At 72.6% G+C, this 24,229-nt stretch carries 27 protein-coding genes; 5 read left to right on the top strand and 22 right to left on the bottom strand.

Annotated elements, in window-relative coordinates; all coding sequences use genetic code 11:
* Positions 1–194 precede the first annotated feature (194 nt).
* The gene (locus JWR81_RS09445; RefSeq protein WP_297649534.1) at positions 195–824 is read left to right on the top strand and encodes an O-methyltransferase; all 630 of its coding nucleotides are present in this window, start codon (positions 195–197) and stop codon (positions 822–824) included.
* A 51-nt stretch (positions 825–875) separates the two neighbouring features.
* On the opposite strand, the gene glgC is transcribed toward JWR81_RS09445, so the two are convergent.
* A complete protein-coding gene (glgC, locus tag JWR81_RS09440; RefSeq protein WP_297649531.1) occupies positions 876–2,126 on the bottom strand; it encodes a glucose-1-phosphate adenylyltransferase in 1,251 nt (416 codons plus the stop codon).
* A 103-nt stretch (positions 2,127–2,229) separates the two neighbouring features.
* Between glgC and glgA the strand changes: the two genes are divergently transcribed.
* Positions 2,230–3,390 (top strand): glycogen synthase, encoded by a 1,161-nt coding sequence (glgA, locus tag JWR81_RS09435; RefSeq protein ID WP_297649529.1) that lies wholly within the window; start codon positions 2,230–2,232, stop codon positions 3,388–3,390.
* A 90-nt stretch (positions 3,391–3,480) separates the two neighbouring features.
* Here the strand turns inward: glgA and JWR81_RS09430 are convergent, their stop codons facing one another.
* The 9 genes from JWR81_RS09430 to dapE all read right to left on the bottom strand — a co-directional run bounded on the left by JWR81_RS09430 (position 3,481) and on the right by dapE (position 9,522).
* Complete coding sequence (locus JWR81_RS09430; protein WP_084211001.1) at positions 3,481–3,648, bottom strand: DUF3117 domain-containing protein; 168 nt, start codon at positions 3,646–3,648, stop codon at positions 3,481–3,483.
* A 167-nt stretch (positions 3,649–3,815) separates the two neighbouring features.
* Positions 3,816–4,370 carry a DNA-3-methyladenine glycosylase I gene (locus tag JWR81_RS09425; protein WP_297649527.1) on the bottom strand — a complete coding sequence of 185 codons (555 nt, stop codon included), beginning with the start codon at positions 4,368–4,370 and terminating at the stop codon, positions 3,816–3,818.
* Entirely contained in the window at positions 4,363–4,833 is a 471-nt protein-coding gene (locus JWR81_RS09420) for an SRPBCC family protein (RefSeq protein WP_297649525.1), read from the bottom strand. Before JWR81_RS09420 ends, JWR81_RS09425 begins: the two co-directional genes overlap by 8 nt.
* Positions 4,830–5,159 (bottom strand): DivIVA domain-containing protein, encoded by a 330-nt coding sequence (locus JWR81_RS09415; RefSeq protein WP_297649523.1) that lies wholly within the window; start codon positions 5,157–5,159, stop codon positions 4,830–4,832. Before JWR81_RS09415 ends, JWR81_RS09420 begins: the two co-directional genes overlap by 4 nt.
* Before the next feature lie 22 nt (positions 5,160–5,181).
* Positions 5,182–6,129, bottom strand: a complete 948-nt coding sequence (locus JWR81_RS09410; RefSeq protein ID WP_297649521.1) for a glucosyl-3-phosphoglycerate synthase — start codon at positions 6,127–6,129, stop codon at positions 5,182–5,184.
* A gap of 78 nt (positions 6,130–6,207) precedes the next feature.
* Complete coding sequence (gene folP, locus JWR81_RS09405; RefSeq protein ID WP_297649602.1) at positions 6,208–7,023, bottom strand: dihydropteroate synthase; 816 nt, start codon at positions 7,021–7,023, stop codon at positions 6,208–6,210.
* A gap of 44 nt (positions 7,024–7,067) precedes the next feature.
* Complete coding sequence (locus JWR81_RS09400; protein WP_297649519.1) at positions 7,068–7,673, bottom strand: TIGR00730 family Rossman fold protein; 606 nt, start codon at positions 7,671–7,673, stop codon at positions 7,068–7,070.
* Complete coding sequence (locus JWR81_RS09395; protein WP_297649517.1) at positions 7,673–8,437, bottom strand: TIGR00730 family Rossman fold protein; 765 nt, start codon at positions 8,435–8,437, stop codon at positions 7,673–7,675. Before JWR81_RS09395 ends, JWR81_RS09400 begins: the two co-directional genes overlap by 1 nt.
* Before the next feature lie 5 nt (positions 8,438–8,442).
* Positions 8,443–9,522, bottom strand: coding sequence for a succinyl-diaminopimelate desuccinylase (gene dapE / locus JWR81_RS09390; protein WP_297649515.1), 1,080 nt, complete (start codon positions 9,520–9,522; stop codon positions 8,443–8,445).
* A 164-nt stretch (positions 9,523–9,686) separates the two neighbouring features.
* Here dapE and dapD point away from each other — a divergent pair, with 164 nt between their 5' ends.
* Together dapD and JWR81_RS09380 are read left to right on the top strand one after the other, a co-directional pair.
* The gene (gene dapD, locus JWR81_RS09385; protein ID WP_297649513.1) at positions 9,687–10,622 is read left to right on the top strand and encodes a 2,3,4,5-tetrahydropyridine-2,6-dicarboxylate N-succinyltransferase; all 936 of its coding nucleotides are present in this window, start codon (positions 9,687–9,689) and stop codon (positions 10,620–10,622) included.
* An 11-nt stretch (positions 10,623–10,633) separates the two neighbouring features.
* The gene (locus tag JWR81_RS09380) at positions 10,634–11,572 is read left to right on the top strand and encodes a CHAD domain-containing protein (RefSeq protein WP_297649511.1); all 939 of its coding nucleotides are present in this window, start codon (positions 10,634–10,636) and stop codon (positions 11,570–11,572) included.
* 11 nt (positions 11,573–11,583) lie between these two features.
* Here JWR81_RS09380 and JWR81_RS09375 read toward each other — a convergent pair whose 3' ends face one another.
* Genes JWR81_RS09375 through fdxA form a run of 3 tightly spaced genes read right to left on the bottom strand, consistent with a single transcriptional unit; the run spans position 11,584 to position 14,173 of the window.
* Positions 11,584–12,768, bottom strand: a complete 1,185-nt coding sequence (locus JWR81_RS09375) for a CynX/NimT family MFS transporter (protein WP_297649506.1) — start codon at positions 12,766–12,768, stop codon at positions 11,584–11,586.
* Positions 12,765–13,850: a succinyldiaminopimelate transaminase gene (gene dapC, locus JWR81_RS09370; RefSeq protein ID WP_297649504.1), complete on the bottom strand. Its 1,086-nt coding sequence runs from the start codon at positions 13,848–13,850 to the stop codon at positions 12,765–12,767. Before dapC ends, JWR81_RS09375 begins: the two co-directional genes overlap by 4 nt.
* Positions 13,847–14,173, bottom strand: a complete 327-nt coding sequence (gene fdxA, locus JWR81_RS09365; protein ID WP_297649502.1) for a ferredoxin — start codon at positions 14,171–14,173, stop codon at positions 13,847–13,849. The genes dapC and fdxA overlap by 4 nt, the downstream gene beginning before the upstream one ends.
* Positions 14,174–14,287: 114 nt before the next feature.
* On the opposite strand from fdxA, the gene JWR81_RS09360 reads away from it, so the two are divergent.
* Positions 14,288–15,262 (top strand): N-acetyltransferase, encoded by a 975-nt coding sequence (locus tag JWR81_RS09360; protein WP_297649500.1) that lies wholly within the window; start codon positions 14,288–14,290, stop codon positions 15,260–15,262.
* On the opposite strand, the gene JWR81_RS09355 is transcribed toward JWR81_RS09360, so the two are convergent.
* The 9 genes from JWR81_RS09355 to JWR81_RS09315 form a co-directional block, all read right to left on the bottom strand.
* A complete protein-coding gene (locus JWR81_RS09355; protein ID WP_297649498.1) occupies positions 15,238–16,011 on the bottom strand; it encodes a hypothetical protein in 774 nt (257 codons plus the stop codon). The genes JWR81_RS09360 and JWR81_RS09355 overlap by 25 nt on opposite strands.
* Positions 16,004–16,420, bottom strand: coding sequence for a hypothetical protein (locus JWR81_RS09350; protein WP_297649496.1), 417 nt, complete (start codon positions 16,418–16,420; stop codon positions 16,004–16,006). The genes JWR81_RS09355 and JWR81_RS09350 overlap by 8 nt, the downstream gene beginning before the upstream one ends.
* Positions 16,417–17,277 carry an N-acetyl-1-D-myo-inositol-2-amino-2-deoxy-alpha-D-glucopyranoside deacetylase gene (gene mshB / locus JWR81_RS09345; RefSeq protein WP_297649494.1) on the bottom strand — a complete coding sequence of 287 codons (861 nt, stop codon included), beginning with the start codon at positions 17,275–17,277 and terminating at the stop codon, positions 16,417–16,419. The genes JWR81_RS09350 and mshB overlap by 4 nt, the downstream gene beginning before the upstream one ends.
* Positions 17,278–17,353: 76 nt before the next feature.
* Positions 17,354–18,310, bottom strand: a complete 957-nt coding sequence (locus tag JWR81_RS09340) for an ABC transporter permease (protein ID WP_297649492.1) — start codon at positions 18,308–18,310, stop codon at positions 17,354–17,356.
* Positions 18,307–19,311, bottom strand: a complete 1,005-nt coding sequence (locus JWR81_RS09335; protein WP_297649490.1) for an ABC transporter permease — start codon at positions 19,309–19,311, stop codon at positions 18,307–18,309. Before JWR81_RS09335 ends, JWR81_RS09340 begins: the two co-directional genes overlap by 4 nt.
* Complete coding sequence (locus JWR81_RS09330) at positions 19,308–20,411, bottom strand: ABC transporter ATP-binding protein (protein WP_297649488.1); 1,104 nt, start codon at positions 20,409–20,411, stop codon at positions 19,308–19,310. Before JWR81_RS09330 ends, JWR81_RS09335 begins: the two co-directional genes overlap by 4 nt.
* Positions 20,408–21,397 carry an ABC transporter ATP-binding protein gene (locus JWR81_RS09325; protein WP_297649486.1) on the bottom strand — a complete coding sequence of 330 codons (990 nt, stop codon included), beginning with the start codon at positions 21,395–21,397 and terminating at the stop codon, positions 20,408–20,410. The genes JWR81_RS09330 and JWR81_RS09325 overlap by 4 nt, the downstream gene beginning before the upstream one ends.
* An 8-nt stretch (positions 21,398–21,405) precedes the next feature.
* Entirely contained in the window at positions 21,406–23,223 is a 1,818-nt protein-coding gene (locus tag JWR81_RS09320; RefSeq protein WP_297649484.1) for an ABC transporter substrate-binding protein, read from the bottom strand.
* A gap of 232 nt (positions 23,224–23,455) precedes the next feature.
* Positions 23,456–24,229 (bottom strand): ABC transporter substrate-binding protein (locus tag JWR81_RS09315; RefSeq protein WP_297649482.1); only part of this gene is annotated, 774 nt, incomplete at its 5' end.

Below are 24,229 nucleotides of genomic sequence, written 5' to 3'. Positions count from 1 at the left end.
GGGTCGCACCTCCTACGGCGGGTCGTGCCGTCGAGAGAACGAGGTTCCGGATCCGAATGTTCCCGGTTCCTCACCGACCTACGACCCAGGCCGACACCACACAACGTGCCCTACCCCCGTGACAGACGTGTGAGAACGGTCTGAGAAGAGTCTGTGAATGCGGAGCACGACCACCGCCCAGTAGCCTCTTGACCATGACCGCTCCGGACGCGTTGCGCGAGCTCGTCGAAGGCTACCTCGCCGAGGACGACGTCCTGGTCGCCGCGCGCACCCGCGGAAACGAGCTGGGCTGCATCCCGGTGAGCGGCGGAGCGGGCACGGGCCTGCGCTTCCTGGCGGCCGCGATCGGCGCGAAGGCCGTGGTGGAGATCGGTACGGGCGCCGGGGTGAGCGGGCTGTGGCTGCTGCGCGGCATGGTCACCGACGGGGTACTGACCTCGATCGACGTCGATCCCGAGCACCAGAAGGCCGCCCGCGCGGCGTTCGTCGCGGACGGCCACGGGCCGTCCCGGCTCCGGCTGATCAACGGGATGGGCCTCGAGGTGCTGCCGCGGCTCACCGACGGCGGCTACGACCTCGTGTTCGTCGACGCGGACGCCGTGGACTACCCCCGCTACCTCGACGAGGCCGTCCGGCTGCTGCGCACGGGCGGCGTGGTGGCGCTCGCGGGCGTGCTGGCCCCGGGTGCCCTCGATCCCGACGCGGCGGACGCCGGCAGCGTCGCCCTGCGGGAGGTGGCCCGCCAGGTGCGCGATGACGAGCGCCTGACGCCGGTGCTGCTCCCGCTCGGCGACGGCGTGCTCACCGCGGTGAAGACCGGCTGAGCGTCGCGCGGCGCGGTGTCTCGCGCGGCGGTGTCTAGAGGGCGGTGGCGTCTAGAGGGCGGTGGCGCCCTTGCCCAGCACGACCACGCCGCCCTGGCTGACGGTGTAGCGGGCGCGGTCCATGGCGAGGTCCACCCCCACGAGGGCTCCCTCGGGGATCACCACGTTCTTGTCGAGGATCGCCCCGCGCACCACGGCCCCGCGGCGCACGACGGTGCCCGGGAGCACCACCGAGTCCGACACCTCGGCGCCGGCCTCGATGCGGACGTTCGGGCTGATGACCGACCGGCGCACGATGGCGCCGGAGATGATCGTGCCGGCCCCGACGATCGAGTCCTGCGCGATGCCGCCCTCCACGAACTTGGCGGGCGGCAGCGGCGCCATGGCCGTGCGGATGGGCCAGCGCTCGTTGTAGAGATTGAAGATCGGGTGCACCGACACCAGGTCGGTGTGCGCCTCGTAGTAGGCGTCGAGCGTGCCGACGTCGCGCCAGTAGCCCGAGTCGCGGTCGGTGGCGCCGGGCACCACGTTGTCGGCGAAGTCGTAGACGTTCGCCTCACCCCGTCCGACCAGCTGCGGGATGATGTCGCCGCCCATGTCGTGGTCGGAGTCGTTGTCCTCGGCGTCCACGCGCAGCGCGTCGAGCAGTGCCTCGGTGGTGAACACGTAGTTGCCCATCGACGCGAACGTGACGTCGGGGTCGTCGGGCACGTGCGGCGGGTCGGACGGCTTCTCGAGGAACTCGGTGATCCTGCCCGACTCGTCGGAGGCGATGCAGCCGAACGCCTTGGCCTCCGCGCGGGGCACCCGGATGCCGGCGACGGTGACGCCCGCGCCGCTCTCGATGTGCGCGGCGATCATCTGGCCCGGGTCCATGCGGTAGACGTGGTCGGCGCCGAACACCGCGATGTAGTCCGGCCGCTCGTCGTAGACGAGGTTGAGGCTCTGGAAGATCGCGTCGGCGCTGCCGGTGTACCAGCGGCGGCCGAGCCGCTGCTGCGCGGGCACAGTGGTGATGTACTGCCCGAGCACGCTCGACAGGCGCCAGGTGGTGGAGATGTGGCGGTCGAGCGAGTGCGACTTGTACTGCGTGAGCACGCAGATGCGGTGCAGCCCCGCGTTGACGAGGTTGGACAGCACGAAGTCGATCAGCCGGTAGTTGCCCCCGAACGGGACGCCGGGCTTGGCGCGGTCGGCGGTGAGCGGCCACAGCCGCTTGCCCTCGCCGCCCGCCAGGACGATGCCCAGCACGTTGGCCGAGAAACCCCGCGGCGAGGCGGGCGAGATGCGGGCACCGGTCACGGTGCCGACCCTAGTGCTCCTACACCGTGCCGGGCCACAGGGAGCGGGCGACGGCGGGGAACTCCTCATCCCGAAAGGCTGCTGATGGCCTACGGTGCCGAACGTGCGCATCGGCCTGCTCACCCGCGAGTACCCACCCGACGTCTACGGCGGGGCGGGGGTGCACGTCGAACACCTCGTCCCGGCGCTGCGCGACCTCGTCGACGTCGACGTCCACTGCTTCGGCGAGCCCCGGGAGGGCCGGGCGGGCGTGTACGCCCACCGGCCGTCCAGGGCGCTGGCGGAGGCCAACCCCGCGCTGCAGACCCTGGGAGTCGACCTGTCGATGGTGGCGGCCCTCGAGGGCGTGGACATCGCGCACTCCCACACCTGGTACGCCAACATGGCCGGCCACCTCGCGAAGATCCTGCACGGCACCCCGCACGTCGTCACGGCCCACTCGCTGGAGCCCAGACGGCCGTGGAAGGCCGAACAGCTCGGTGGCGGGTACCGGCTCTCCTCGTGGGTGGAGCGGACGTCCTACGAGCACTCGGACGCCGTCATCGCCGTGAGCGCAGGCATGCGCACCGACGTGCTGGACTGCTACCCGGCGCTCGACCCGGCGCGCGTGCACGTGGTGCACAACGGCATCGACACGACCTTCTACCGCCCCGATCCCGCCCGCGACGCCGTGCGCGCGGCCGGCGTCGACCCGGACCGACCCAGCGTCGTGTTCGTCGGGCGGATCACCCGGCAGAAAGGCGTCGGCCACCTCGTGGCGGCCGCCCACCACATCGATCGCGACGCCCAGATCGTGCTGTGCGCGGGTGCGCCGGACACCCCGGAGATCGCCGAGGAGACCGGGAAGGCCGTCGCGGAGCTCAGTGCGTCACGGCCCGGGGTGATCTGGGTGCGCGGCATGCTCCCGACCGCCGACATCCGTCAGCTGCTCTCCGCGGCCACCGTGTTCGTCTGCCCGTCGGTGTACGAGCCGCTGGGCATCGTGAACCTGGAGGCGATGGCCTGCGGCACGGCCGTCGTGGCGTCTGACGTCGGGGGCATCCCCGAGGTGGTGGCCGACGGCGAGACGGGCCTGCTCGTGCACTTCGACGAGCACGACGTCGAGACGTTCCGCACGGGCATCGCCGACGCGGTCAACACCCTGCTCGCCGACCCCGCCCGCGCCGCGGCGATGGGGGCGGAGGGCCGGGTGCGGGCCGAGCGCGACTTCACCTGGCAGACCGCCGCGGCACGCACGGTGGAGATCTACGAGTCGCTCGTCTGACCGGCGCAGCCGCCGCGCCCACGCCCGGGCCGGGAACGACGACGGCGCCGGTGCACTGAGTGCACCGGCGCCGTCGTGTCTCGGATCGGTTCAGCCGGAGGCGGCCTTCAGGGCGTCGCCGAGGTCGCTGGCCTCTTCGGCCGACATCTCCACGACCAGGCGGCCGCCGCCCTCGAGAGGAACGCGCATCACGATGCCCCGACCCTCCTTGGTCACCTCCAGGGGACCGTCACCGGTCCGGGGCTTCATCGCCGCCATTCTCCTGCTCCCTCCATCTGTGTGGTGCGGGTCGTCGTGCGGGTCGTGCCGGTGCCGCTGCGCGAGGGGAGCGCACGGCGGGGATGCTGCGAACATCTTTCCTCATCCATCGGGCAGGGGCGAAACCGGAGCGATCAACCCGCCCGTGAGTTCACCCTCCGTGTCCGTTACGACGCAGCGCGCCAGCAGTCGCGGACGTGGTCGTCGACGAGGCCCGCGGCCTGCATGAGGGCGTAGCAGGTGGTCGGCCCGACGAAACGCAGCCCGCGCCGCTTGAGCTCCTTCGCCATGGCCGTCGACTCCGCGCTGGTGGCGGGCACCTCGGAGAGGTCGGCCGGGCGGTGGTGCGTGGCCGGGTCGGGCGCGAACGACCACAGCAGCTCGTCGAGCGGGGTCTCCAGGTCGAGCACCTGACGCGCATTGTGGACGGTGGCCTCGATCTTGGAGCGGTTGCGCACGATCCCGGTGTCGCCGAGGAGCCGCTCCACGTCGGACTCGCCGAACCGGGCCACCGCCTCGGGGTCGAAGCCCGCGAACGCGGACCGGAACGCCGGGCGCTTGCGCAGGATGACGATCCACGACAGGCCCGATTGGAACGCCTCCAGGCTCAGCCGCTCGAACATCGCGGTGACGCCGTGCAGGGGCCGGCCCCACTCGTCGTCGTGATAGGCGCTGTACTCCGGCGCCGAGCCGGCCCAGCCGCACCTCGTGAGCTCACCCACCGACGCGGTACCGCTCCTCGCACTGCCGGGCCATCCTGTGCAGCGACCACAGCACACCGGCCCGGAACGCCGACCGCACGAGCGGCCAGCCCAGCCGGCCCAGCGCGCCCAGCGGGAGGTCGAGCAGCTCGGTCCAGAGGAAGCGGGAGCGCTGCGGGCCCAGCTCGACCACCTCGAACACGCCGTCGCCCCGCACGACGTTGCCCGTGTGCCGGACGACGCAGCGCTTCGGAGGCTCCCACTCGACGATCTCCATCGTGTCGGTGAAGCCGAGCGGGCCGACCCCGCTGAAGGCGCTCAGCCTGGCCCCGAGGCGCCTGCCGTCGCCCTCGCCGGTGACCGCGACGCGGGTGCCGAGCATCCACTCGCCCTGCCCCGCCCAGTCGGTGACGGCGTCCCACACCGCCTGCGCGGGGGCGTCGACGTCCACCGGCACGGTCAGCTCGACTCGCTGGGAGCTCACTGCTCCTCCTTCCGGGCGGCCACGGACTCCAGCTCGGCGACCCGGGCCAGCAGTCCGTCACGCTCCATGCCCGTCCGGTCGAGCTCGTCGGCGAGGCGGTCGAGCACCCAGTCCACCTCGGCCATCCGGTATCCCCTGACGGCCTGCGGGAACCGCAGTTCGCGGACGTCCTCGCCGTCGATCTCCCCGGCGGGCAGCCGGGTGGGGGTGGCCCCAGGCGCCAGCGGCGCGAGCTCCTCGCCCCGCCCGAACACGGCGGCGGCGAGCCCGAACAGGACGGCCGCGACCGCGACGACGACGATCAGGTAGATCAGCGCGGTCCCCACCCGACCCATCCCACCACAGGGCTCAGCCGATCCGGCGCAGGACCTCACGCATCGGCGGCCGCTCGGCCACCACGACGGGCGTGGAGGAGGGCAGCCACTCGCCGCCGACCTGGACGAACTGGGTCAGCGCTCCGCCGTCGTCGTCCCTGCGGCAGCGGGCGAGCGCCGCGGCGAGGATCTGGCGCGCCATCACGCCCAGCTGCAGCATCGAGCGGTTGCGGTGCTTGCGGACGCCGAGGTTGACCTGCGCGATGGCGTCGAGGCCGTGGGCGGTGTGCGTGTCGAGCAGCAGCCCGATCTCGACGCCGTACCCGGCCGCGAACGGCAGCGACTCCAGCAGCTCGCGGGTGCCCGCGTACTCCCCGCCCAGCGGCTGGACGACGCCGGCGAGCTCGGGGCGCAGCGCGGCCAGCAGCGGCCGGACGAGCAGCTCGGTGACCCGGCCGCCGCCGGTGTCCACCTCGCTGCTTTCCAGCCGCAGCGGGCGCCGGTAGAAGCCCTTGACCAGGCCAACGCCCTCCTCGACCAGCAGCGGGCCCAGCAGCGCCGGGACGAAACCGGCGTCGAAGTCGATGAGGTCGGAGTCGATGTAGCAGATGATGTCGCCGGTGGTGGCGGCCAGCGAGCGCCACAGCACCTCGCCCTTGCCTGCGAACGGCTCCAGCTCCGGGACGACGTCGGTGCGGCGCACGACGCGGGCACCCGCGGCCGTGGCGACCTCGATGGTGCGGTCGGTGGAGCCGGAGTCCACCACCACGAGCTCGTCCACCAGGGGGACGGGATGGGTGGCGGTCGACAGGGTGAAGGGCAGGATCGCGGCGACGATGGGCCCGACCGTGGCCTCCTCGTCGAGCGCGGGCAGCACCACCGACACGCGGCGGCCGGCCTTGGCGGCCACCAGCTCGTCGACGGTCCAGGACGGGTCCTGCCAGGTGCGGCGCGCGAACCACCTCTCGGTGACGGGGTCCATGGGCTCTCCTCGTGTGCTGGAAGGGAGTCGGCCCCGTTGCCGAGAGGGATCTACGTCAGTACTGCCGATCCATGGCCCTCAAGCCAGTGCTCGTACGGCGCGTGCGGGTGGGCGGGTGCCCACGATCGACGCCACCATGTCCACGGTACGTCGTGTGGCCGTCACCTGGTGGGCGCGAAACACGCGCGCTCCCGCCGCGGCTGCCAGCGCGGTGGCCGCGAGCGTGCCCTCCAGCCGCTCCGTCACGTCGGCGGCGCCGAGCGTCTCGCCGACGAAATCCTTGTTGGACAAGGCCATCAGCACCGGCCAGCCGGTGGCGACGAGCTCGTCGCAGTGGCGCAGCAGCGCGAGCCCGTGGAACGTGTTCTTGCCGAAGTCGTGGGTGGGGTCGATGAGGATCCCCTCTTTCGGCACCCCCAGCGCCACCAGCTTCTCGGCCTGACCGCACACGTCGGCGATCACGTCGGCCACGATGTCGGCGTAGCGGACGCGGTGCGGGCGCCGCCGCGGCACGGCCCCGCCGGTGTGCGAGCAGACGATGCCGGCGCCGGTCGCCGCGGCCACCTCGCCGAGCGTCGGATCGGCTCCCGCCCAGGTGTCGTTGAGCAGGTCGGCGCCCTCGGCGACGGCGATGCGGCCGACCTCGCCGCGCCAGGTGTCCACGCTGATGACGGCGTCCGGGTGGCGCTCGCGCACCGCGGCGACGAACGGGACCACCCGGCGGATCTCCTCCGCGGCGTCCACGTCGGACCCCGGCCCGGCCTTGACCCCGCCGATGTCGATGATGTCGGCACCCTCACCGACGAACCGGTCGACGGCGGCCATCGCCGCGTCGTCGGAGAACGTGGCACCCTTGTCGTAGAACGAGTCGGGCGTTCGGTTGACGATCGCCATGACGAGCGCGCGGTCCTGGGCGGGAACGCGGCTGCCGAATCGGATCACAGGCTCGATCGTGGCACGCCCACCGGGGCCGCGCAGGCGTCCAGCGCCGCGTCGACGTCGGTGGCGACCACGAGCCGCTCGATCGCCTCCGGCCGGACGAACCCACGGTCGCCCAGGTTCCGGACCCACTCCAGCAGGCCGGCGTAGTGGCCGTCGGGATCGAGCAGGACCACCGGCTTCGCGTGCAACCGCAGGTAGCCCGACGTCCAGATCTCGAACAGCTCCTCGCACGTGCCGACGCCGCCGGGCAGCGTCAGGAACGCGTCGGACCGGGACTCCATGAGCGCCTTGCGCTCCCGCATCGTGTCGACGACGAGCAGCTCGTCGGAGTCGTGGTCGGCCCACTCGAGATCGACGAGCGATCGCGGGATGACCCCCGTGGTGTGCGCTCCGCCCGCGCGCGCCGCCGCGGCTACCGCGCCCATCATCGACCGCTTCCCCCCACCGGACACGAGGCTCCAGCCGCGGGCGGCGATCCCGCCGCCCACCTCGGCGGCCAGCGCCAGGTACTGCGGTGCGATGCCCTCGACGGACGCGCAGTAGACACAGACCGCTCGTGTCGACTGCGCCTCCGCGGGCAGGAGCGCGTCGGCGGCGGCCACTAGTGCGCCTGCTCCCACGCCTTGTAGGCGTCGTGCACCACTCGCACGGCGTCGTCGACGTCGTCGGTGAGGTGCAGCAGCGCCAGGTCCTTCTCCCCCACCTTGCCGCTCTCGAGCACGGTCTTGGAGATCCAGTCGTAGAGCCCGCCCCAGTACTCGGTGCCCAGCAGCACCACGGGGAACTTGGTGACCTTCTTCGTCTGCACCAGCGTCAGCGCCTCGAACAGCTCGTCGAGCGTGCCGAAGCCGCCGGGCAGGCACACGAACGCCTGCGAGTACTTGACGAACATCGTCTTGCGGGCGAAGAAGTAGCGGAAGTTGATGCCGAGGTCGACCCACTCGTTGAGGCCCTGCTCGAACGGCAGCTCGATGCCCAGGCCCACCGAGAGCCCGCCGGCCTCGGAGCAGCCCTTGTTGGCGGCCTCCATGACGCCCGGTCCGCCACCGGTGATGACCGCGAAGCCCTCCTCGGCGAGCGCGGTGCCCAGCGCCCGGCCCTGCGCGTACTCGACGTGGTCGCGCGGGGTGCGCGCCGAGCCGAACACCGTGACGGCACGCGGCAGCTCGGCCAGCATCCCGAAGCCCTCGACGAACTCGGCCTGGATGCGCATGACACGCCAGGGATCGGTGTGCACCCAGTCGCTGGGGCCGCGGGAGTCCAGCAGCCGCTGGTCGGTGGTGGTGGCCTCGTTGCGACGCTCGCGGCGCAGGACCACGGGGCCGCGCTGCTTCTCGTCGGGGCGCCCGGCCCCGTTCGTGCTCATGGTCGTCAGGGTAGTGAGGGCCCCAGGAACCGGCGCAGCACCGCCGTCGCGTCGGTGATCAGGCGCGTGTCCACGTGCTCCTCGCGGGTGTGGGCGAGGTTGGGGTCGCCCGGGCCGTAGTTCACCGCGGGGATGCCGAGCGCGGCGAACCGGGAGACGTCGGTCCAGCCGTACTTCGCCGACGGGACGCTGCCGGTGGCGGCGAGGAACTCCTGCGCGGCCGGAGCGGCGAGCCCGGGCAGCGCGCCCGGGGACATGTCGGTGAGCACCAGCTCGAACCCGTCGAACACCTCGCGGACGTGCCTCTCGGCCGCGGCGGCGTCACGGTCGGGGGCGAAGCGGAAGTTGACCGTCACCACGCACTCGTCGGGCACGACGTTGCCGGCCACCCCACCCGTGATCTTCACGGCCTGCAGGCCCTCGCGGTAGACGCAGCCGTCGATGTCGACGTCGCGGGCGGTGTGGGTGCGCAGCCGGTCGAGCACCTCCCCCGCGGCGTGGACGGCGTTGGTGCCCAACCAGGACCGCGCCGAGTGCGCCCGGCGGCCGCGGGTGGTTATCTCCACCCGCAGCGTGCCCTGGCAGCCCGCCTCGACGGTGCCGTTGGTGGGCTCGCCGAGGATCGCGAGGTCGGCGGCGAGCCAGGCGCGGTGCTCGCGCTCGATGCGGCCCAGCCCGTTGCGCGCGGCCTCGACCTCCTCGCAGTCGTAGAACACCAGCGTCAGGTCGTGGCGGGGCTCGGCGACGGTGGCCGCGAGGTGCAGGAAGACGGCGTCGCCCGCCTTCATGTCCGAGGTGCCGCAGCCGTAGAGCAGGTCGCCCTCGCGGTGCCCGGGCACGTTGTCGGCGATCGGGACGGTGTCGAGGTGGCCGGCGAGCAGCACGCGCCGGTCCCGGCCCAGGTGCGTGCGCGCCAGCACCGCGTCCCCCGAGCGCAGCACCTCCAGGTGCGGGGCCTGCGCGCGCAGGGCGGCCTCGACGGCGTCGGCGAGCCCGGCCTCGTCGCCCGAGACGCTCCGGACGTCGACCAGCGCGGCGCAGAGGTCGACGGGATCGGCGGTGAGGTCGAGGTGCGCGGCAGCCACGCCTCCGACGCTACCGGCCGCCTGTCGCCGGACGCGGCGCGGCCATGATCACCGGTTGCGCGCATGAGGTGCATATGTGCAGCTCATGCCCCAGCCGGGCTGATCATGGAATCGGACACCCCGGCGAACGGCGGTCGGGCCCGCGGCTACTAGCGTCGTGCACCGTGAGCACCGCACCGCGCCACGAGGGCGCCTCCGGCACCGGCCTGGCCACCGTCACCGCCGACGGCATCGTTCTCGACACCTGGTACCCAGCCCCCGCCCTCGGGCCGGACGCGGACGACCTCATGTCCGACCTCGAGCCGCTGGCCGGCGCCGACGGCGCGCGCGACGTCTCCACGGTGGTCGTGCGCACCACGATCGCCTCGCTGGCCGACGCCCCCGTCGACACCCACGACGTCTACCTGCGGCTGCACCTGCTCTCCCACCGGATCGTCGCCCCGCACGAGGTGAACCTCGACGGCCAGTTCGGCCTGCTCGCCAACGTGGTGTGGACCAACCACGGGCCGTGCGCGGTCACCGGCTTCGAGCTCACGCGCGCGCGGCTGCGGGCCCGCGGCACCGTCACGGTCTACGGCGTCGACAAGTTCCCGCGGATGGTCGACTACGTGCTGCCCTCGGGCGTCCGGATCGCCGACGCCGACCGCGTGCGGCTCGGCGCGCACCTCGCCGAGGGCACCACCGTCATGCACGAGGGCTTCGTCAACTTCAACGCGGGCACGCTCGGCAGCTCGATGGTCGAGGGCCGCATCTCGGCAGGCGTGGTCGTCGGCGACGGCTCGGACATCGGCGGCGGGGCCTCGATCATGGGCACGCTGTCGGGGGGCGGCAAGGAGGTCATCTCGGTCGGGCGACGCTGCCTGCTGGGCGCCAACGCCGGGGTGGGTATCTCCCTGGGCGACGACTGCATCATCGAGGCCGGGCTCTACGTCACCGCGGGCACGAAGGTCACGCTCCCGGACGGGCGGGTCATCGCGGCCCACACGCTCTCCGGGGAGAGCGGGCTGCTCTTCCGGCGCAACTCGGTGACCGGCGGTGTCGAGGTGCTCCCCCGTACGGGCGACGGCATCGCTCTGAACGCCGCGCTGCACGCCAACTAGGCTCGCCCCTCGTGCCCTCCCCCTCCGCGCACCCCCTGATCGTGCTGCCCGAGCCGCTCACCGCGGCGCCGTCCGACGCGCCCGTCCACCACGTCCGGGCGGCGCTGGACCTGCGCCTGCGCGCCCTCATGGCGCACGATCCGGGCACGCGCTCCGGCGCGGACATCGAGGACCTGCACCAGATGCGGGTGTCGGTGCGCCGCATGCGGGCCGCGTTGAAGGCCGCGCGCCCGCTGCTCGACGCCGCGTGGGCCGACGGGCTGCGCGCGGAGCTGGGCTGGCTCGGCGCCGCGCTCGGACCGGTGCGCGACCTCGACGTGATGCTGCTGCGACTGCGCGGTGAGATCGCCTCGCTGCCCGAGCGCGAGCAGAAGGCGGGCGGCGTGCTCGTCGCGGAGCTGGAGGAGGAGCGCGCCGCGGCCCGCGCGGAGATGCTGGCCGCGCTCGAGGCGCCCCGCTACACGGCGCTGCTGGAGCGGCTGGTCGACGCGATCCGGCTTCCCCTTCCCACCCCGTCCGCCACGCAGGTGCAGCCCGAGCTCGCCGACCTCGTCCGCGCGGAGGCCTACAAGCTGCGCAAGGCCGTCACGAGGGCCGGCGAGAACCCGCCCGACGAGGTGCTGCACGCGCTGCGGATCCGTGGGAAGCGCGTCCGCTACACCGGCGAGCTGGTGGAGCCGGGGCTGCGCCGGACGCCCGTCGGGAAGTCGATCAAGCAGCTCCTCGTCGCCACCGCGGTCCTGCAGGAGGTGCTCGGCGACCACCAGGACGCGTGCGTGGCCGAGCAGCGCATCCGCGAGTTGCTCGACGGGCTCGGCGAGCTGCCCGATGCGCTCGTCGTCTTCGTGGCGGGGCGGCTGGTGGAGCGGGAGCGCACGCGTGCCGAGGAGAAGCGCGGCGAGTGGCGGGCGGCCTGGGAGCAGGTCGGCGCCCGCATCGACGAGCTCTGACGGCGGGGCGGTCAGCGGGGCCGGTCGCCGATCCGCCAGATCGCCCAGCCCTGCAACAACCCCGCCAGCAGGAGGACGACGATCGCGGCCGCGAAGCCGGCCGTGGCGTCGATGAGCACACCCATCAGCAGCGGGCCCAGCCCGGCCGCGATGTAGCCGACGCCCAGCGCGAGCCCGCTCGTGGCGGCGCTGGCCGCGGGATCGGGGGTGCGCCACGCGATCACCGTGAGCCCCATCGGGAAGCCCGCGCCCACGCCGATGCCCATGAGCACCGCCCACAGCCACGGCCCGGCGAGCGGCGGCATCGGCAGCAGCAACGCCCCGAGCGTGCCGGCCAGCCCGCACGACAGCGTGAACGACGCCCAGAAGCGCCACCGGCGACGTCGCTCGGCCAGCACCGGGGCCAGCAGCGCCGAGGGGATCTGGGCGACGCTCCACACCGCTAGCAGCAGCCCCGCCCGCGACGGCGACCAGCCCTGCCCCTCGTAGTAGGGCGAGAGCCAGGTGAGCCAGCCGTAGAACATCAGCGAGGTGCCCGCCTGGTAGCAGGCGACCAGCCGGGCGAACGGGTCGCGCCACGGCAGCGGCACCCGCCGGACGGTCGCGTCGGCAGGCATCCGGTGGGCGATCGGCACCCACAGCGCCGCCGCGATCGCCGCGGGAACCGCCCACACCGCCAGCGAGAACGACCACCCGCCCAGCCCCGTGGCGAGCGGGACCGCGACCGCGCTGGAGACGGTGGCCCCCACCATCATCGAGACGACGTAACCGCCGGTGGCCGCGCCGGCCCGTTCCGCCAGGTGCTCCTTGACCACGCCCGTGATCAGCACGCCCGCGAGCCCGATGCCGAGCCCGACCAGCACGCTGCCGGCGGCCAGCGCCGCGAACGCGGCCACGGACCGCAGCAGGCTCCCCGCGGTCACCAGCGCTACGGCAGCGCCGAGCGCGCGCTCCCGGCCCACGCGGGCCCCGATCGCGCTGCCGGTGAACGACCCGACGGCCATCATCAGGACCGCGCCGGCCTGCACGAACCCGGCGACGCCCGCCGAGAGACCGAGGTCGGCGCGGACGGTCTCGAGCAGGGGCGGGTACCCGGCCAGTGCCGCGCGGAGGTTCGCCGCCAGCGCGAGCACGCCCAGCAGCACGACGGCGGGCCGCACGGCCGGGCGGGCCGTGGTGCGGCCGCCCCTGCTCATGTCCGGAGCAGCCGGCTCGCCGCCGCCGTGATGCGGTCGTCGGGCGCGGTGAGCCCGACGCGCACGTGCTCCGCGCCGGCCGGCCCGTAGAAGTCGCCGGGGGCGACCAGGATGCCCTGCTCCGCGAGGCGGCGGACGGTGACGCGGCAGGGCTCGCCCGCCGTGGCCCACAGGTAGAGCCCGGCCTCGGAGTGATCGATCCGCATGCCGACCACCTCGAGCGCCGCCCGCAGCAGGATGCGGCGCCGGTCGTAGATGCGGGCCTGCTCGTCGACGTGCGCGTCGTCGGACGCCGCGGCCTCCATCGCCGCCTGCACCGGCCGCGGCACGATCATGCCGGCGTGCTTGCGCACCTCCAGAAGGCCCGCGACCAGCGCGGGATCACCGGCGACGAAGCCCGCGCGGTAGCCCGCGAGGTTGGACGACTTCGACATGGAGTGCACAGCGAGCAGCCCCTCGTGGGAGCCGCCGCAGACGTCGGGACGCAAGATCGACACCGCGTCCTGCGAGAGCGACAGGTAGCACTCGTCGGAGGCGACGACCGCGCCGCGCTCCCGCGCCCGGCCGATCACCCGGCGCAGGTGCTCCGCGGGCAGCACGCGGCCCGTCGGGTTGGACGGCGAGTTCACCCACACCAGCGCGACCCGGCCGGGGCCGACGGCGGTGGGCGAGTCGGACCGCACGAACTCCGCGTGGGCCAGCCGCGCGCCGACCTCGTAGGTCGGGTAGGCCAGCTCGGGGATGACGACCGCGTCGCCCGGGCCGACCCCGAGCAGGGTGGGCAGCCAGGCGACGAGCTCCTTGGACCCGATCGTCGGCAGGACGGCCGCAGGGTCCACCGTCACGCCGAAGCGGCGCAACAGCGACCCCGCGATGGCCTCGCGCAACGACGCCGGGCCGTGCGTGGTCGGGTAGCCGGGCTCGTCGGCGGCGGGGCCGGCGAGCGCGGCACGCACGACCTCCGGCACCGGATCGACCGGCGTGCCGACCGAGAGGTCGACGATGCCGCCCGGGTGCGCCGTCGCGAGCGCCCTGTCCTCGGCGAGCGAGTCCCAGGGGAAGTCGGGGAGGTCGACCTTCACTCGTCGTGCTGCTGGGGCGGCAGGCTCTTGGCCGGCTCGACGTCCATGTCGGTCTTGCCCACCTTCGACGCACCGCCGGGCGAGCCGAGCTCGTCGAAGAAGTCGACGTTGGCCTTGGTGTAGGCCGCCCACTGCTCGGGGACGTCGTCCTCGTAGTAGATGGCCTCGACCGGGCAGACCGGTTCGCAGGCGCCGCAGTCGACGCACTCGTCGGGGTGGATGTAGAGCATCCGCCCGCCCTCGTAGATGCAGTCCACCGGGCACTCTTCGATACATGCCTTGTCGAGCAGGTCGACGCAGGGCTCGGCGATCACGTACGTCACGGGTGAGCCATCCTCCACGGGAGAGAAACTTGGGGCGTCACACAGTATGTATCTCGATGTTGCCGTCCTGTGAGCCGGGGCGGTGTGACGCACGTCCGAAACGCGGAGGTCAGGGTGAAGATCGACGGCCTGGTGGGGCGGCGCGTCTCCCTGCGCCACCGGATCGGGGAGCGCGACGGCCGGCCGCTCTACAGCGACGCCGTGGGCGTTCTCACAGCCGATGGCGACACCGTCACGGTGCACGGCCGCCGCGGTCCGGTGGAGGTGCTGCGCTCCGCGGTGGTGGCGGTCCGCGCCGTGCCGCCCGCGCCCCCCCGCCGGGCATCGCTCTCGGCGATCACCAGGCTGGAGAACCTCTGCGCCGACGCCTGGCCCGCTCAGGTGGACGAGCTGCTGGGCGCGTGGCGGCTGCGCGCCGCGAGCGGCTACACGGGCCGGGCGAACTCCGCGCTGGCGGTCGGCCAACCCGACCGTCCCGTGCCCGCCGCCCTGGACGCCGTCCGTGCGTTCGCCGAGCGGACCGGTATCGGCCCCCGCGTACAGGTGCCGATCGGGTCGCCGTGGGACACGGCCGTCGCGGCGGAGGGGTGGGTGCTCGACGCGGGCCACCAGGCCGGGGCGGAGGTGACGGTGCACGTGGCCGGACTGGCCGGCCTGGCCGACCTCCCCGCGCCGGGACGAACGGGCCGCCCGTCGGAGGTGGAGGTGGCCGCACGCCCCTCCGCGGCGTGGTGGGACCACGCTGCGGGCGGCGAGCCGGGAGCGGCGCAGCGAGGCGTGCTCGATCCCGGACGGGACACCGCGTTCCTCATGGTCCTCGGCCCCGACGGCACCGCGCTCGGGGCGCTGCGGGCCGCGGTCGTCGAGGACCACCTGCACCTGTCGGTGCTGGAGGTGCTCCCGGCTGCCCGACGCCGCGGCCTGGCCACCGGCCTGGTGGCGGCGGCCGCGGCCTGGGGCCGCGACCAGGGCGCCCGGTGGGCGGTGCTGCAGGTGGCCCTGCACAACACCGGGGCGCTGGCGCTCTACGACCGGCTCGGGTTCGTCGAGCACCACCGCTACCGCTACCTGGTGCCGCCCCGCGCCTGAGCGGCCGGTGACAGGCGCTTCTCCGCCTCGCGGGCGGCCTTCTTGAGCCCGGACCACTCCCCCAGGTACTTCCCGACGGCCCCGACCACCGGCAGCATGCCCAGGCCCTCGGTCAGGACGTTGCCGTGCGGGCGGCGGTCGAGCTCGTCCTCCGCGGCCAGCAGCGCCCGGCCCAGCCGCCACACGGCCCCGCCGATGCGCTGCAGCGTGGGCCGGGTGTCCGGCTCGGTGAGGCCCCCGGTGAGCGCGGCGGCCTCCTCCTCCGCCACCGCGTCGGCCGCCTGGTCGGGAGCGGTGACGGCGAGCCCGCGCCGGAACAGCACCGCACCGAGCAGGCCCACCAGTGCGTCCTCGTCGCGGACGCCGTGCTCGCCGGCGATGGCGACGAGCACCAGTCCCTGGCCCGCCACCCCGATCACCTTCGACACCGGGAGCCGGTTGGCCAGCGCCCCGCCGATGCCCGGCACCGCGGCCAGCAGCGTGGCGAAGCGCCCGACCCGGCGCACCCACCACCGGGAGCGCTCGTCGACGCCCATGGCCGCCCAGGCCGCCGTGCCCGGCACCTCGACGCTCGCCAGCAGGTCGAGGACCTTCTCGCCGAGACCCCGGTCGGCGTCCGCCTCCGGCGCGACGCGCGAGCGCAGGCCGAACGGGTCGAGCTCCCGCAGCCCGTCGAGCACGGGCCGGGCGGCCCGGACGAACGGCCGCAGCACCGTCACCAGCGCCGCGTCGGAGATCGCCTCAGCCACGGCCGGCCCCCTGCCGCAGGTGCTCGGAGGCGGTCACCCTGCGCAGGGCCCACAGCCCGGCGCCGATGCCCCCGAAGAACAGCAGCAGCGATGTCCAGATGGTGGAGGGCTGGGTGGGCAGCATGACGTCGCCGCCCGGGCCGGTCAGCCCGAGCACGACCACCACCGCGAACCAGGCGATGAGCGGCGCGCCCGCCACGCCGGTGCGGGGGTCGATCTCCCCCGCCCGCAGCACGAGCCAGGGCAGGATGAGGATCGACAGCAGCGCCCCGAGCGGCACCGGCACCGCACCGACGTACTCCGGCGTGAACGCCAGGCCCATCGCCCCCAACAGCAGCCCGTCGAGGACGAGCAGCCCGATCACGGCCAGCCTGTCGCAGTCCATCCGGCCGCCGGACCCACCCGTCACTGCTCCCCCTCCGCGAACAGGTCGTCGCCGGGCCTGCCGTCGGCCGCGACGTACTCCTCCACGTCGAGCAGCGGCTGCGCCACCATGTTGCTCATCGCGAACGCCGACGCCGAGCCCTTCTCCCAGAGCGCCACCTGCGTGGCGTGGGCACGCATGGCGGCGAGCCTCCGCTCCCGCTGGTCGGTGACGTCGAGCCGGTGGGTGATCGCGGCGTCCGGGGTGCCGGGCAGCTCGCCGGGCTCCGGGACGCGGAACGGGAGGCCGGGTTCGTCGGCGATCGCGGCGATGCCGGCGTCGAGCCGGGCGCTGCCGATCACGGTGAAGAACAGCCGGGCGGGCACCCGCTCCAGCGCGGCGACGGTGATCGCGTGCACGCGGACGTGGTCGGGATGGCCGTAGCCGCCGTCGTCGGCGTAGGTGATCACCACCTGGGGCCGCACATCCTCGAGGATCTCCACCAGCGCCGCCACCTCGGCCTCGAACGCCTCGGGCGCTGCGAACGCCCTTGGGTGCAGCACCTCGGGCGTGGCGGCGCGCACCCGGCCGGCGTGCGCCATACCGGAGTCACGCCAGCGCCCCACCCCGCCCAGGTAGCGGTGGTCGACCGGGCCCAGCGCGGCCAGGGCGGCCGCGAGCTCGCCGATGCGGTAGCCGCCGAGCTGGTCGGACTCGCTAGGGACGAGCAGCGCCAGCTCGGGCGGGATGACCTCGCCCTCCTCGCCCAGCGAGCAGGTCACGACCGTCACCGCCGTGTCGGGCTGGGCCGCGAAGTGGGCGATGGTGCCGCCGGTGGTCAGCGTCTCGTCATCGGGATGGGCGTGCACGAGCAGCAACCGGCGCCGCGGGGTCGACGTCACCCCGGAAGCCTATGCCGACGATGCGCCGACACCCCGGCCGAGGTCCGGCCGGGGTGTCGGTGATCGGTTCGATCTTTCAGTTCAGTCGTACGCGCGGGTCGAGGAACGCGTAGACGATGTCGACGAGGATGTTCACCACCACCACCGCCACGGTGCCGACCAGCGCGATGCCGATGATGACCGGCTGGTCCTGCTGCGTGATCGCGGTGACGGCCGTGCGGCCCAGCCCGTCGATCGAGAACACCTGCTCGGTGACGATGATGCCGCCGAGCAGCGTCGCGACGTCGATGCCGAACTGCGTGACCACCGGCGTGAGACCGCTGCGCAGCCCGTGGCGCAGCACCACCCGCCGCTCCGACAGGCCCTTCGAGCGGGCCGTTCGGATGTAGTCCTCCCCGAGCACCTCCAGCATCGACGCCCGGGTGAGCCGCGTGTAGGACGCCGCTGTCACGAGCGCCACCGTGAACCACGGCAGGATCATGTGCTGGACCCAGCCACCGAAGTCCGAGATGTCGGTGTACCCGCCCGGCGGGAAGATCCGCACCCCGGCCAGGGTGAGCTGGAAGTACAGGAAGAACAGCAGCAGCAGGCCGAGCAGGAACGTCGGCATCGAGTAGAAGAACAGCGCGAAGGCCGTCAGGCCGCGGTCGAGGAACGATCGCGGCCGGGTGGCCGACAGCACGCCGTTCGTCACGCCGATCAGCAACCAGATGATCGCTGCGCCGACCGCGATCGACAGCGTCTTGGGCAGTGCATCGGCGATCACCGACGTGACCGGGATCTGCTTGTAGTAGTCGTACCCGAGGTCGCCCCGCAGGGCGTTGCCGATGAACCGCAGGTACTGCTCCCACAGCGGGCGGTCGAGGCCGAGCCGCTGGTTGATGAGCGCGATCGTCTGCGGGGTGGCCTGCCGGCCGCCCAGGGTCTGCGCGACGTTGCTCGGCGTCACGTAGAACGTCACGAACAAGACGATCGTGATCAGCCAGATGACCAGCAGGCCCTGTAGGACGCGCCGGACGAGGAATCTGATCATGCGTCCTCGTCCTCCTTCTCCGACTCGGTGGCGAACAGCCGGTCCGACCGCGGGTCGAACGCGTCACGCACGCCGTCGCCGAACAGGTTGAACGCCAGCGTCGTGATCAACAGCGCGAGCCCGGGGAACAGCAGGTACCACCAGGCCACGCGGTAGTAGTTGGTGGCCCCGTCGAGCATGCCGCCCCACGTGGCCGTGGGTGCGGGCACGCCGAGCCCGAGGAACGACAGCGTCGACTCCGACACGATCGACACCGGGATGAGCAGCGTCGCGTAGACGATCACCGGCGCGATCACGTTCGGCAGGATGTCGACGAACATGATGCGCCAGTCGCTGCCGCCCAGGGACCGGGCCGCCTCCACGTACTCGCGTTCCCGGATCGAGAGCACCTGCCCGCGCACGATGCGTGCCACCGACGACCAGCTGAAGAACGCGATGACGACGACCGTCACCGTCAGGCTGGGCCCGGAGATCGACACGATCGCGATCGCCGCGAGCAGGAACGGGATCGACAGCACCACGTCGATCAGCCGGGCCAGGACGGTGTCGACGAACCCGCCCAGGTAGCCCGCCATGATGCCGACGACCACGCCCAGCACGATCGCGAGCAGCGTGGCCAGCACGCCGACGAGCAGCGAGATGCGGGCGCCGTAGAGGATGCGGACGAACAGGTCGCGCCCGAGGTCGTCGGTGCCGAAGATGAACTGGCCCGTCGGGCCCTTCGGCAGCCCGGCGGCCGTCAGCCCCTCCTGCCGGTACTGGTCGTTGGGGCCGTGCCCGATCAGCGCCGCGATCAGCGGCGCGGCGATCGCGAGCACGATGATGAGCACGATGACACCGAGCGAGATCATCGCCACGCGGTCGCGGCGCAGCCGCTCCCAGGAGAGCTGGAACGGGGTGCGCCCCTGGATACGGGCCTCGCCCTCCAGCTCCGTCGCGTCGGGAACGGCGTGCGGCTCCGGAGCCGACGGCGAGTTCTTCGCGAGGTCCGAGGTGGTCATGCCCCACCCCCCGCGCCGTCGCCCGCGGCCTTCTCGGCGGCCACCGCGTCGAAGCGCATGTCCGCTGCGGCGTCACCGATCGACGGCCGCGACGACGTCATCAGCTCGCCGTCGGCCAGCGGGAAGTGGCACGCCACCCGGTGCTCCGGCCCGTCACCGAGGCGCGGAACGAGCTCCGGGTCCTCCGTGACGCACTTCTGCTGCGCCTTCGGGCAGCGCGGGTGGAAGCGGCAGCCCGTGGGCGGAGCTGCGGGCGAGGGCAGGTCGCCGGCCAGCACGATGCGCCGGCGCGAGGCGGCCGTGTCCGGGTCCGCCGACGGCACGGCCGACAGCAGCGCCTGCGTGTACGGGTGCCGCGTGTGGTCGTGCAGGCCGTCCACGTCCGCGATCTCGACGATCTTGCCGAGGTACATCACCGCGATACGGTCGCTGACGTGGCGCACCACCGACAGGTCGTGCGAGATGAACACGTAGGTCAGGTCGAGCTGCTCCTGCAGCTCCCCCAGCAGGTTGATCACCTGGGCCTGGATCGACACGTCGAGCGCCGAGACGGGCTCGTCGCACACCACGAGCCTGGGCCGCAGTGCCAGCGCGCGGGCGATGCCGATGCGCTGGCGCTGACCGCCGGAGAACTCGGCCGGGAACCGATTGTAGTGCTCCGGGTTCAGGCCGACGATCTCCATGAGGTCCTGGACCTTGCGCTTGCGCTCGTCACCGTCGGCCACGCCGTGGATGGCGAAGGGGTCTCCGATGATCGAGCCGACGCGGCGGCGCGGGTTCAGCGAGCCGTACGGGTCCTGGAACATCACCTGCATCTCGCGCCGCAACGGCCGCAGCTCACTACGGCTGAGCGTGCTGATGTCGGTTCCGTTGAACTCGACCGTGCCCGACGTCAGGTCGTAGAGCCGGGTCATGCAGCGGGCGAGCGTGGACTTGCCGCACCCGGTCTCGCCGACGAGCCCGAGCGTCTCACCCGCACGGACCTCGAGGCTGACGCCGTCCACGGCCTTGAGCATCGGCTGCTCGCCGCCGAAGAGCTTGCGCCGCCCGATCGGGAAGTGCTTGCGCACGTCCTCGACCTCCAGCAACGGCGTTGTCATGATGCCTCCAGACGCGGACGGTCGGCCCGCTCCACCGGCAGGTGACACGACGAGGTGTGCACACCGGGGGCCGGGATCTCGACGGGCGGCGGCTTCTCCGAGCACTTGTCGAACGCGTACACGCACCGCGGCTCGAAGGGGCAGCCCGGGGGCGGGGTGATCATGCTCGGCGGGGTGCCCGCGATGGGGGTGAGCTTGCCGCGCCCGCCCGAGGTCGGCAGCGAGTTGAGCAGACCCTCGGTGTAGGGGTGGTGGTTGCGGTAGAACAGCTCGCGCCGCTCGGCCCGCTCCATCACCTGGCCGCCGTACATGACGACCACCTCGTCGGCCATGTCCGCGACCACGCCCAGGTCGTGCGTGATGAGGATGATCGCGGTGCCGAACTCGCGCTGGACGTCGCGCATGACGTCGAGCACCTGCGCCTGGACGGTGACGTCCAGGGCCGTGGTGGGCTCGTCGGCGACCAGCACGGACGGGTTGAGCGCCATGGCCATCGCGATCATGACGCGTTGGCGCATGCCCCCGGAGAACTCGTGCGGGTAGTTGTCGATGCGCGTGCGCGGGCTGGGGATGCCGACGGCGTCGAGCAGCTCCACGGCGCGCTGGCGGGCGGCGGCCTTCGAGGTGCCGCGCTCGTGCGCGCGGATCATCTCGACGATCTGCCATCCCACCTTGTAGTAGGGATGCAAACTGGACAGTGGGTCCTGGAAGATCATGCCGATCTTGGCCCCGCGGATCCGGCGCAGCGTGTCAGGGTCGGCCCCGAGGAGGTTCTCCCCGTCGAGGGTCGCCCGACCCGAGACGCGAGCGCCTCGGGTCAGGCCGACGATCGTCTGGGTCGCGACGGACTTGCCGGACCCCGACTCCCCGACGATGCCGAGCGTGCGTCCTCGATCGACCGAGAACGACACGCCCCGCACCGCACGCACGACGCCGTCCGGGGTACCGAACGAGACGTGCAGATCATCCACTTCGAGCAGTGGCATGGTGTTGATCAGCCCTGCTTGTCCGCGTCGAGCCAGACGTTGGTCGCGTCGAAGTTCTGCAGGGAGTCCATGTACACCGCGTTGTGCACCTGGGTGGCGCGGTAGGTCGGCCAGTTCGGGTTGGTGATCGGGTAGATCGCCACGTCCTTGGTGACCAGCTCGTCGAGCTGCCCGAACAGGTCGTTCTGCTTGTTGACGTCGGTGGACGACAGCGCCTGCGTCAACATCTGGTCGGCCTGCGTGCTGTTGTAGTAGCCGTAGTTGCTGCCGATCGGCGGGAACGACGGCGCGCCGGAGAACAGCGGGCTGAAGTACGAGAGCGCACCGCCGTTGCCGAACCAGTCGGCACCCCAGCCGGCGAGCGAGAGGTCCCACACGCCGCGCTCGGCGACGGCGGGCTGCTGCAGGTACTTGGTGTAGAAGTCGGCGTTCGGCGAGGGCACGCCCTGCACCGTGACCCCGATCTTCGACAGGTCCTGCTGGATCGTCGCGAACGTCTTGCTGCTGTTCTCCGACGCGTTGCGGTAGAGGAACTTCAGCGTCAGCCCGTTCGGGAACCCGGCGGCGGCGAGCAGCTGCTTGGCCTTGGCCGGGTCGTACGGGTACGGGTTGGAGTCCTTCGAGCCGGCCAGGCTCGGCGGCAGGACGTGCGTCAGCGGCGGGGAGACCGCCGGGCCGCCCTGCACCTGGATGATGTTGTCACGGTTGATCCCGTAGGCCAGTGCCTGCCGGACCTCCGGCTTGGCCAGCGCGCCGCCGTTGTTGGGCGACTTGAAGTTGAAGATGACATACGGGTTGCTCGACGCCGTCGGGCCCAGCGTCAGGTTCGGGTCGTTCGCCGCCTGCAGCTGGGGGATCTGCGAGGCGGGCGTAGCCACGTCGAACTGCATGTCGGCGCTGGCCGAGTTCGTCTGCAGCTGCTGCTGCACCGACTCCTGCGACTGCGTCTCGTCGATCACGATCTTGTCGACGAACGCGCCGCGAACCGTGTCGGTGGCGGCGTTCCACGCCGGGTTGCGGGAGAGCTCGATCCGCTTCGTCGGGTCGTAGAGGTCGACCTTGTACGGGCCGTCGGCGACGAGGTGCTGACCGAGTTCGGTGCTGCCCGGGACGTAGTTGAGATACTCGACCGGGGCCGGACCCAGGGCCGGCAGCGTCAGCATCTCGGCCAGGTACGGCGCGGGCTGGGTCAGCGTGAAGACGATCGTGCGGTCGTCCTTCGCGGTGACGCCGGGGAGCGGGGTGTTCTGGATGTAGTTCTTGATCGACGCCGCGTCCTGGCCGACCTTGGTGAAGCCGTCGCAGAACGCCTTGAAGCCGACGAAGAGGTTCTGGAAGTCCGGCAGGCCGCCGAAGGGCTGCACCGGGTTGCACGTGCGCTTGATGCCGGTGACCTCGTCGGCCGCGGTGACCTGGCGGGGCGGCGTGCTGTTCCACTGCGCGCCCTGCTTGATCGTGACCGTCCACGTCTTGCCGTCGGCGCTGATCCCGCCGTTGGCGGTGGTCGGGATCTGCTCGGCGAGGTCCGGCACAGCGGTGCGGTTGGTGGCCGGGTCGGCCGGGTTGGTGAACAGCTGGCGGCTGTACATGCGCGTCACCTGGTAACCCGCGGAGTAGTAGGTGACGTTCGGGTCCATGTAGTCGACGTCACCGGCGCCGAGCATGTTCAGCGTGCCGCCCTTGACCGCACCCTCGGCCGTGCCGTTGCGTTGCGCGTCGGCGCCTGCGCCCCCTCCGCCGTTGTCGGATGCCGTACCGCACGCGGCCAGCACCACCACAGCAGTGGCGCCGAGCGCGATCAGCGACGCGGCTCTCGTTCTCCTCATGGACTCCCTGGCCTCTCTCCGCCGGACGCACCCTGTCGGACGTCCGATTCGTCGCGGGCGGGCGCCGCCCATGTCGACGGACGGGCTCCCCGACCCAGGGCACGGTAGAAACCACGTGAGTGATCGTCACCGGCACCCCCCTCATCGTGACCAAAGGGTGACCCGAGCCGCACACCGTGGAACCAACGCCATTACCTGCCGGTAACTCCGTGCCGACGGGAGAGTATCTCCGTTATCGGCTTGACACGCGCCAGCCCTGTGCACCGGTGACGGGACCGGTGGCCAGGGGCCCGGGACCGATACCGGTCGCGGCGTCCGACGCAGGGGTGCTGACCACCAGGGTCACGGGCTGGAACAGCGGCAACGCGGGCACTTGCTGCCACAGCAGCTGCTCGACGGTGGCAGTCAGGTTCGGTCGCGGATCGGGCCCGGTCAGCTCGTCGAACAGGGGCTGCAGGGCCGGGAAGCAGAACCCCGTGGGCCCGCGTGGCGGATCGGGGACGAGGCTCGTGGGCTGCGGGCAGCCGTAGTCCGACGAGAGCTCCGTGCCCAGGTCGCCGCCGACGGTGCGCGGCAGGACCATCAGGTCGACCCGGGCGCCCCCACCCGAGGGCGACGGCGACGTGGTGGGCGTGCCCGTGGCGCTCGCCGCCGGTGGCGAGGGCGTCGACGTCGGCGTCGGCTCCGGGGTGATGGCGGTGGGGGTGGGCACGGCCGTCGTGCTCGGTGGGGTGGCGGGCACGGTGGCCTGGCCGCCGAACAGGTCGACCGCCGGCGGAGCCACGACCGTGGCAGTGATGCCCGCGGCGTCGAGCTGCTTCGCGACGATCTGTGCGACCTGCACGTCCTCGGTGCGCTCCGCCGCCGCACCGATCACCAGCTGCGCGGGCCTGCCGCTCGGGAGGTCCCAGCGGCCGGTTGTGAGGTTGCGCTTCCAGCCGGCCGCGGCGAGCAGCTGCGCGGCGGCCGTCGGATCCGGCCGCGCCGGCGCCCCGGCCCGAGCGGT

The sequence above is a fragment of the Pseudonocardia sp. genome (assembly GCF_025965585.1).
Lineage (GTDB): Bacteria > Actinomycetota > Actinomycetes > Mycobacteriales > Pseudonocardiaceae > Pseudonocardia.
The sequence above is the reverse complement of the archived record's forward strand: the minus strand, read 5'-3'. Positions and strand labels throughout refer to the sequence as shown.

Excerpts from the sequence above, each read along its gene's own strand:
- folP (WP_297649602.1), bottom strand. The coding sequence starts at position 7,023 with ATGGCGATCGTCAACCGAACGCCCGACTCGTTCTACGACAAGGGTGCC.
- JWR81_RS09320 (WP_297649484.1), bottom strand. The coding sequence starts at position 23,223 with ATGAGGAGAACGAGAGCCGCGTCGCTGATCGCGCTCGGCGCCACTGCT.
- JWR81_RS09335 (WP_297649490.1), bottom strand. The coding sequence starts at position 19,311 with ATGACCACCTCGGACCTCGCGAAGAACTCGCCGTCGGCTCCGGAGCCG.
- JWR81_RS09340 (WP_297649492.1), bottom strand. The coding sequence starts at position 18,310 with ATGATCAGATTCCTCGTCCGGCGCGTCCTACAGGGCCTGCTGGTCATC.
- JWR81_RS09395 (WP_297649517.1), bottom strand. The coding sequence starts at position 8,437 with ATGAGCACGAACGGGGCCGGGCGCCCCGACGAGAAGCAGCGCGGCCCC.
- JWR81_RS09445 (WP_297649534.1), top strand. The coding sequence starts at position 195 with ATGACCGCTCCGGACGCGTTGCGCGAGCTCGTCGAAGGCTACCTCGCC.
- JWR81_RS09375 (WP_297649506.1), bottom strand. The coding sequence starts at position 12,768 with ATGAGCAGGGGCGGCCGCACCACGGCCCGCCCGGCCGTGCGGCCCGCC.
- JWR81_RS09410 (WP_297649521.1), bottom strand. The coding sequence starts at position 6,129 with ATGGACCCCGTCACCGAGAGGTGGTTCGCGCGCCGCACCTGGCAGGAC.
- JWR81_RS09330 (WP_297649488.1), bottom strand. The coding sequence starts at position 20,411 with ATGACAACGCCGTTGCTGGAGGTCGAGGACGTGCGCAAGCACTTCCCG.
- JWR81_RS09430 (WP_084211001.1), bottom strand. The coding sequence starts at position 3,648 with ATGGCGGCGATGAAGCCCCGGACCGGTGACGGTCCCCTGGAGGTGACC.
- JWR81_RS09325 (WP_297649486.1), bottom strand. The coding sequence starts at position 21,397 with ATGCCACTGCTCGAAGTGGATGATCTGCACGTCTCGTTCGGTACCCCG.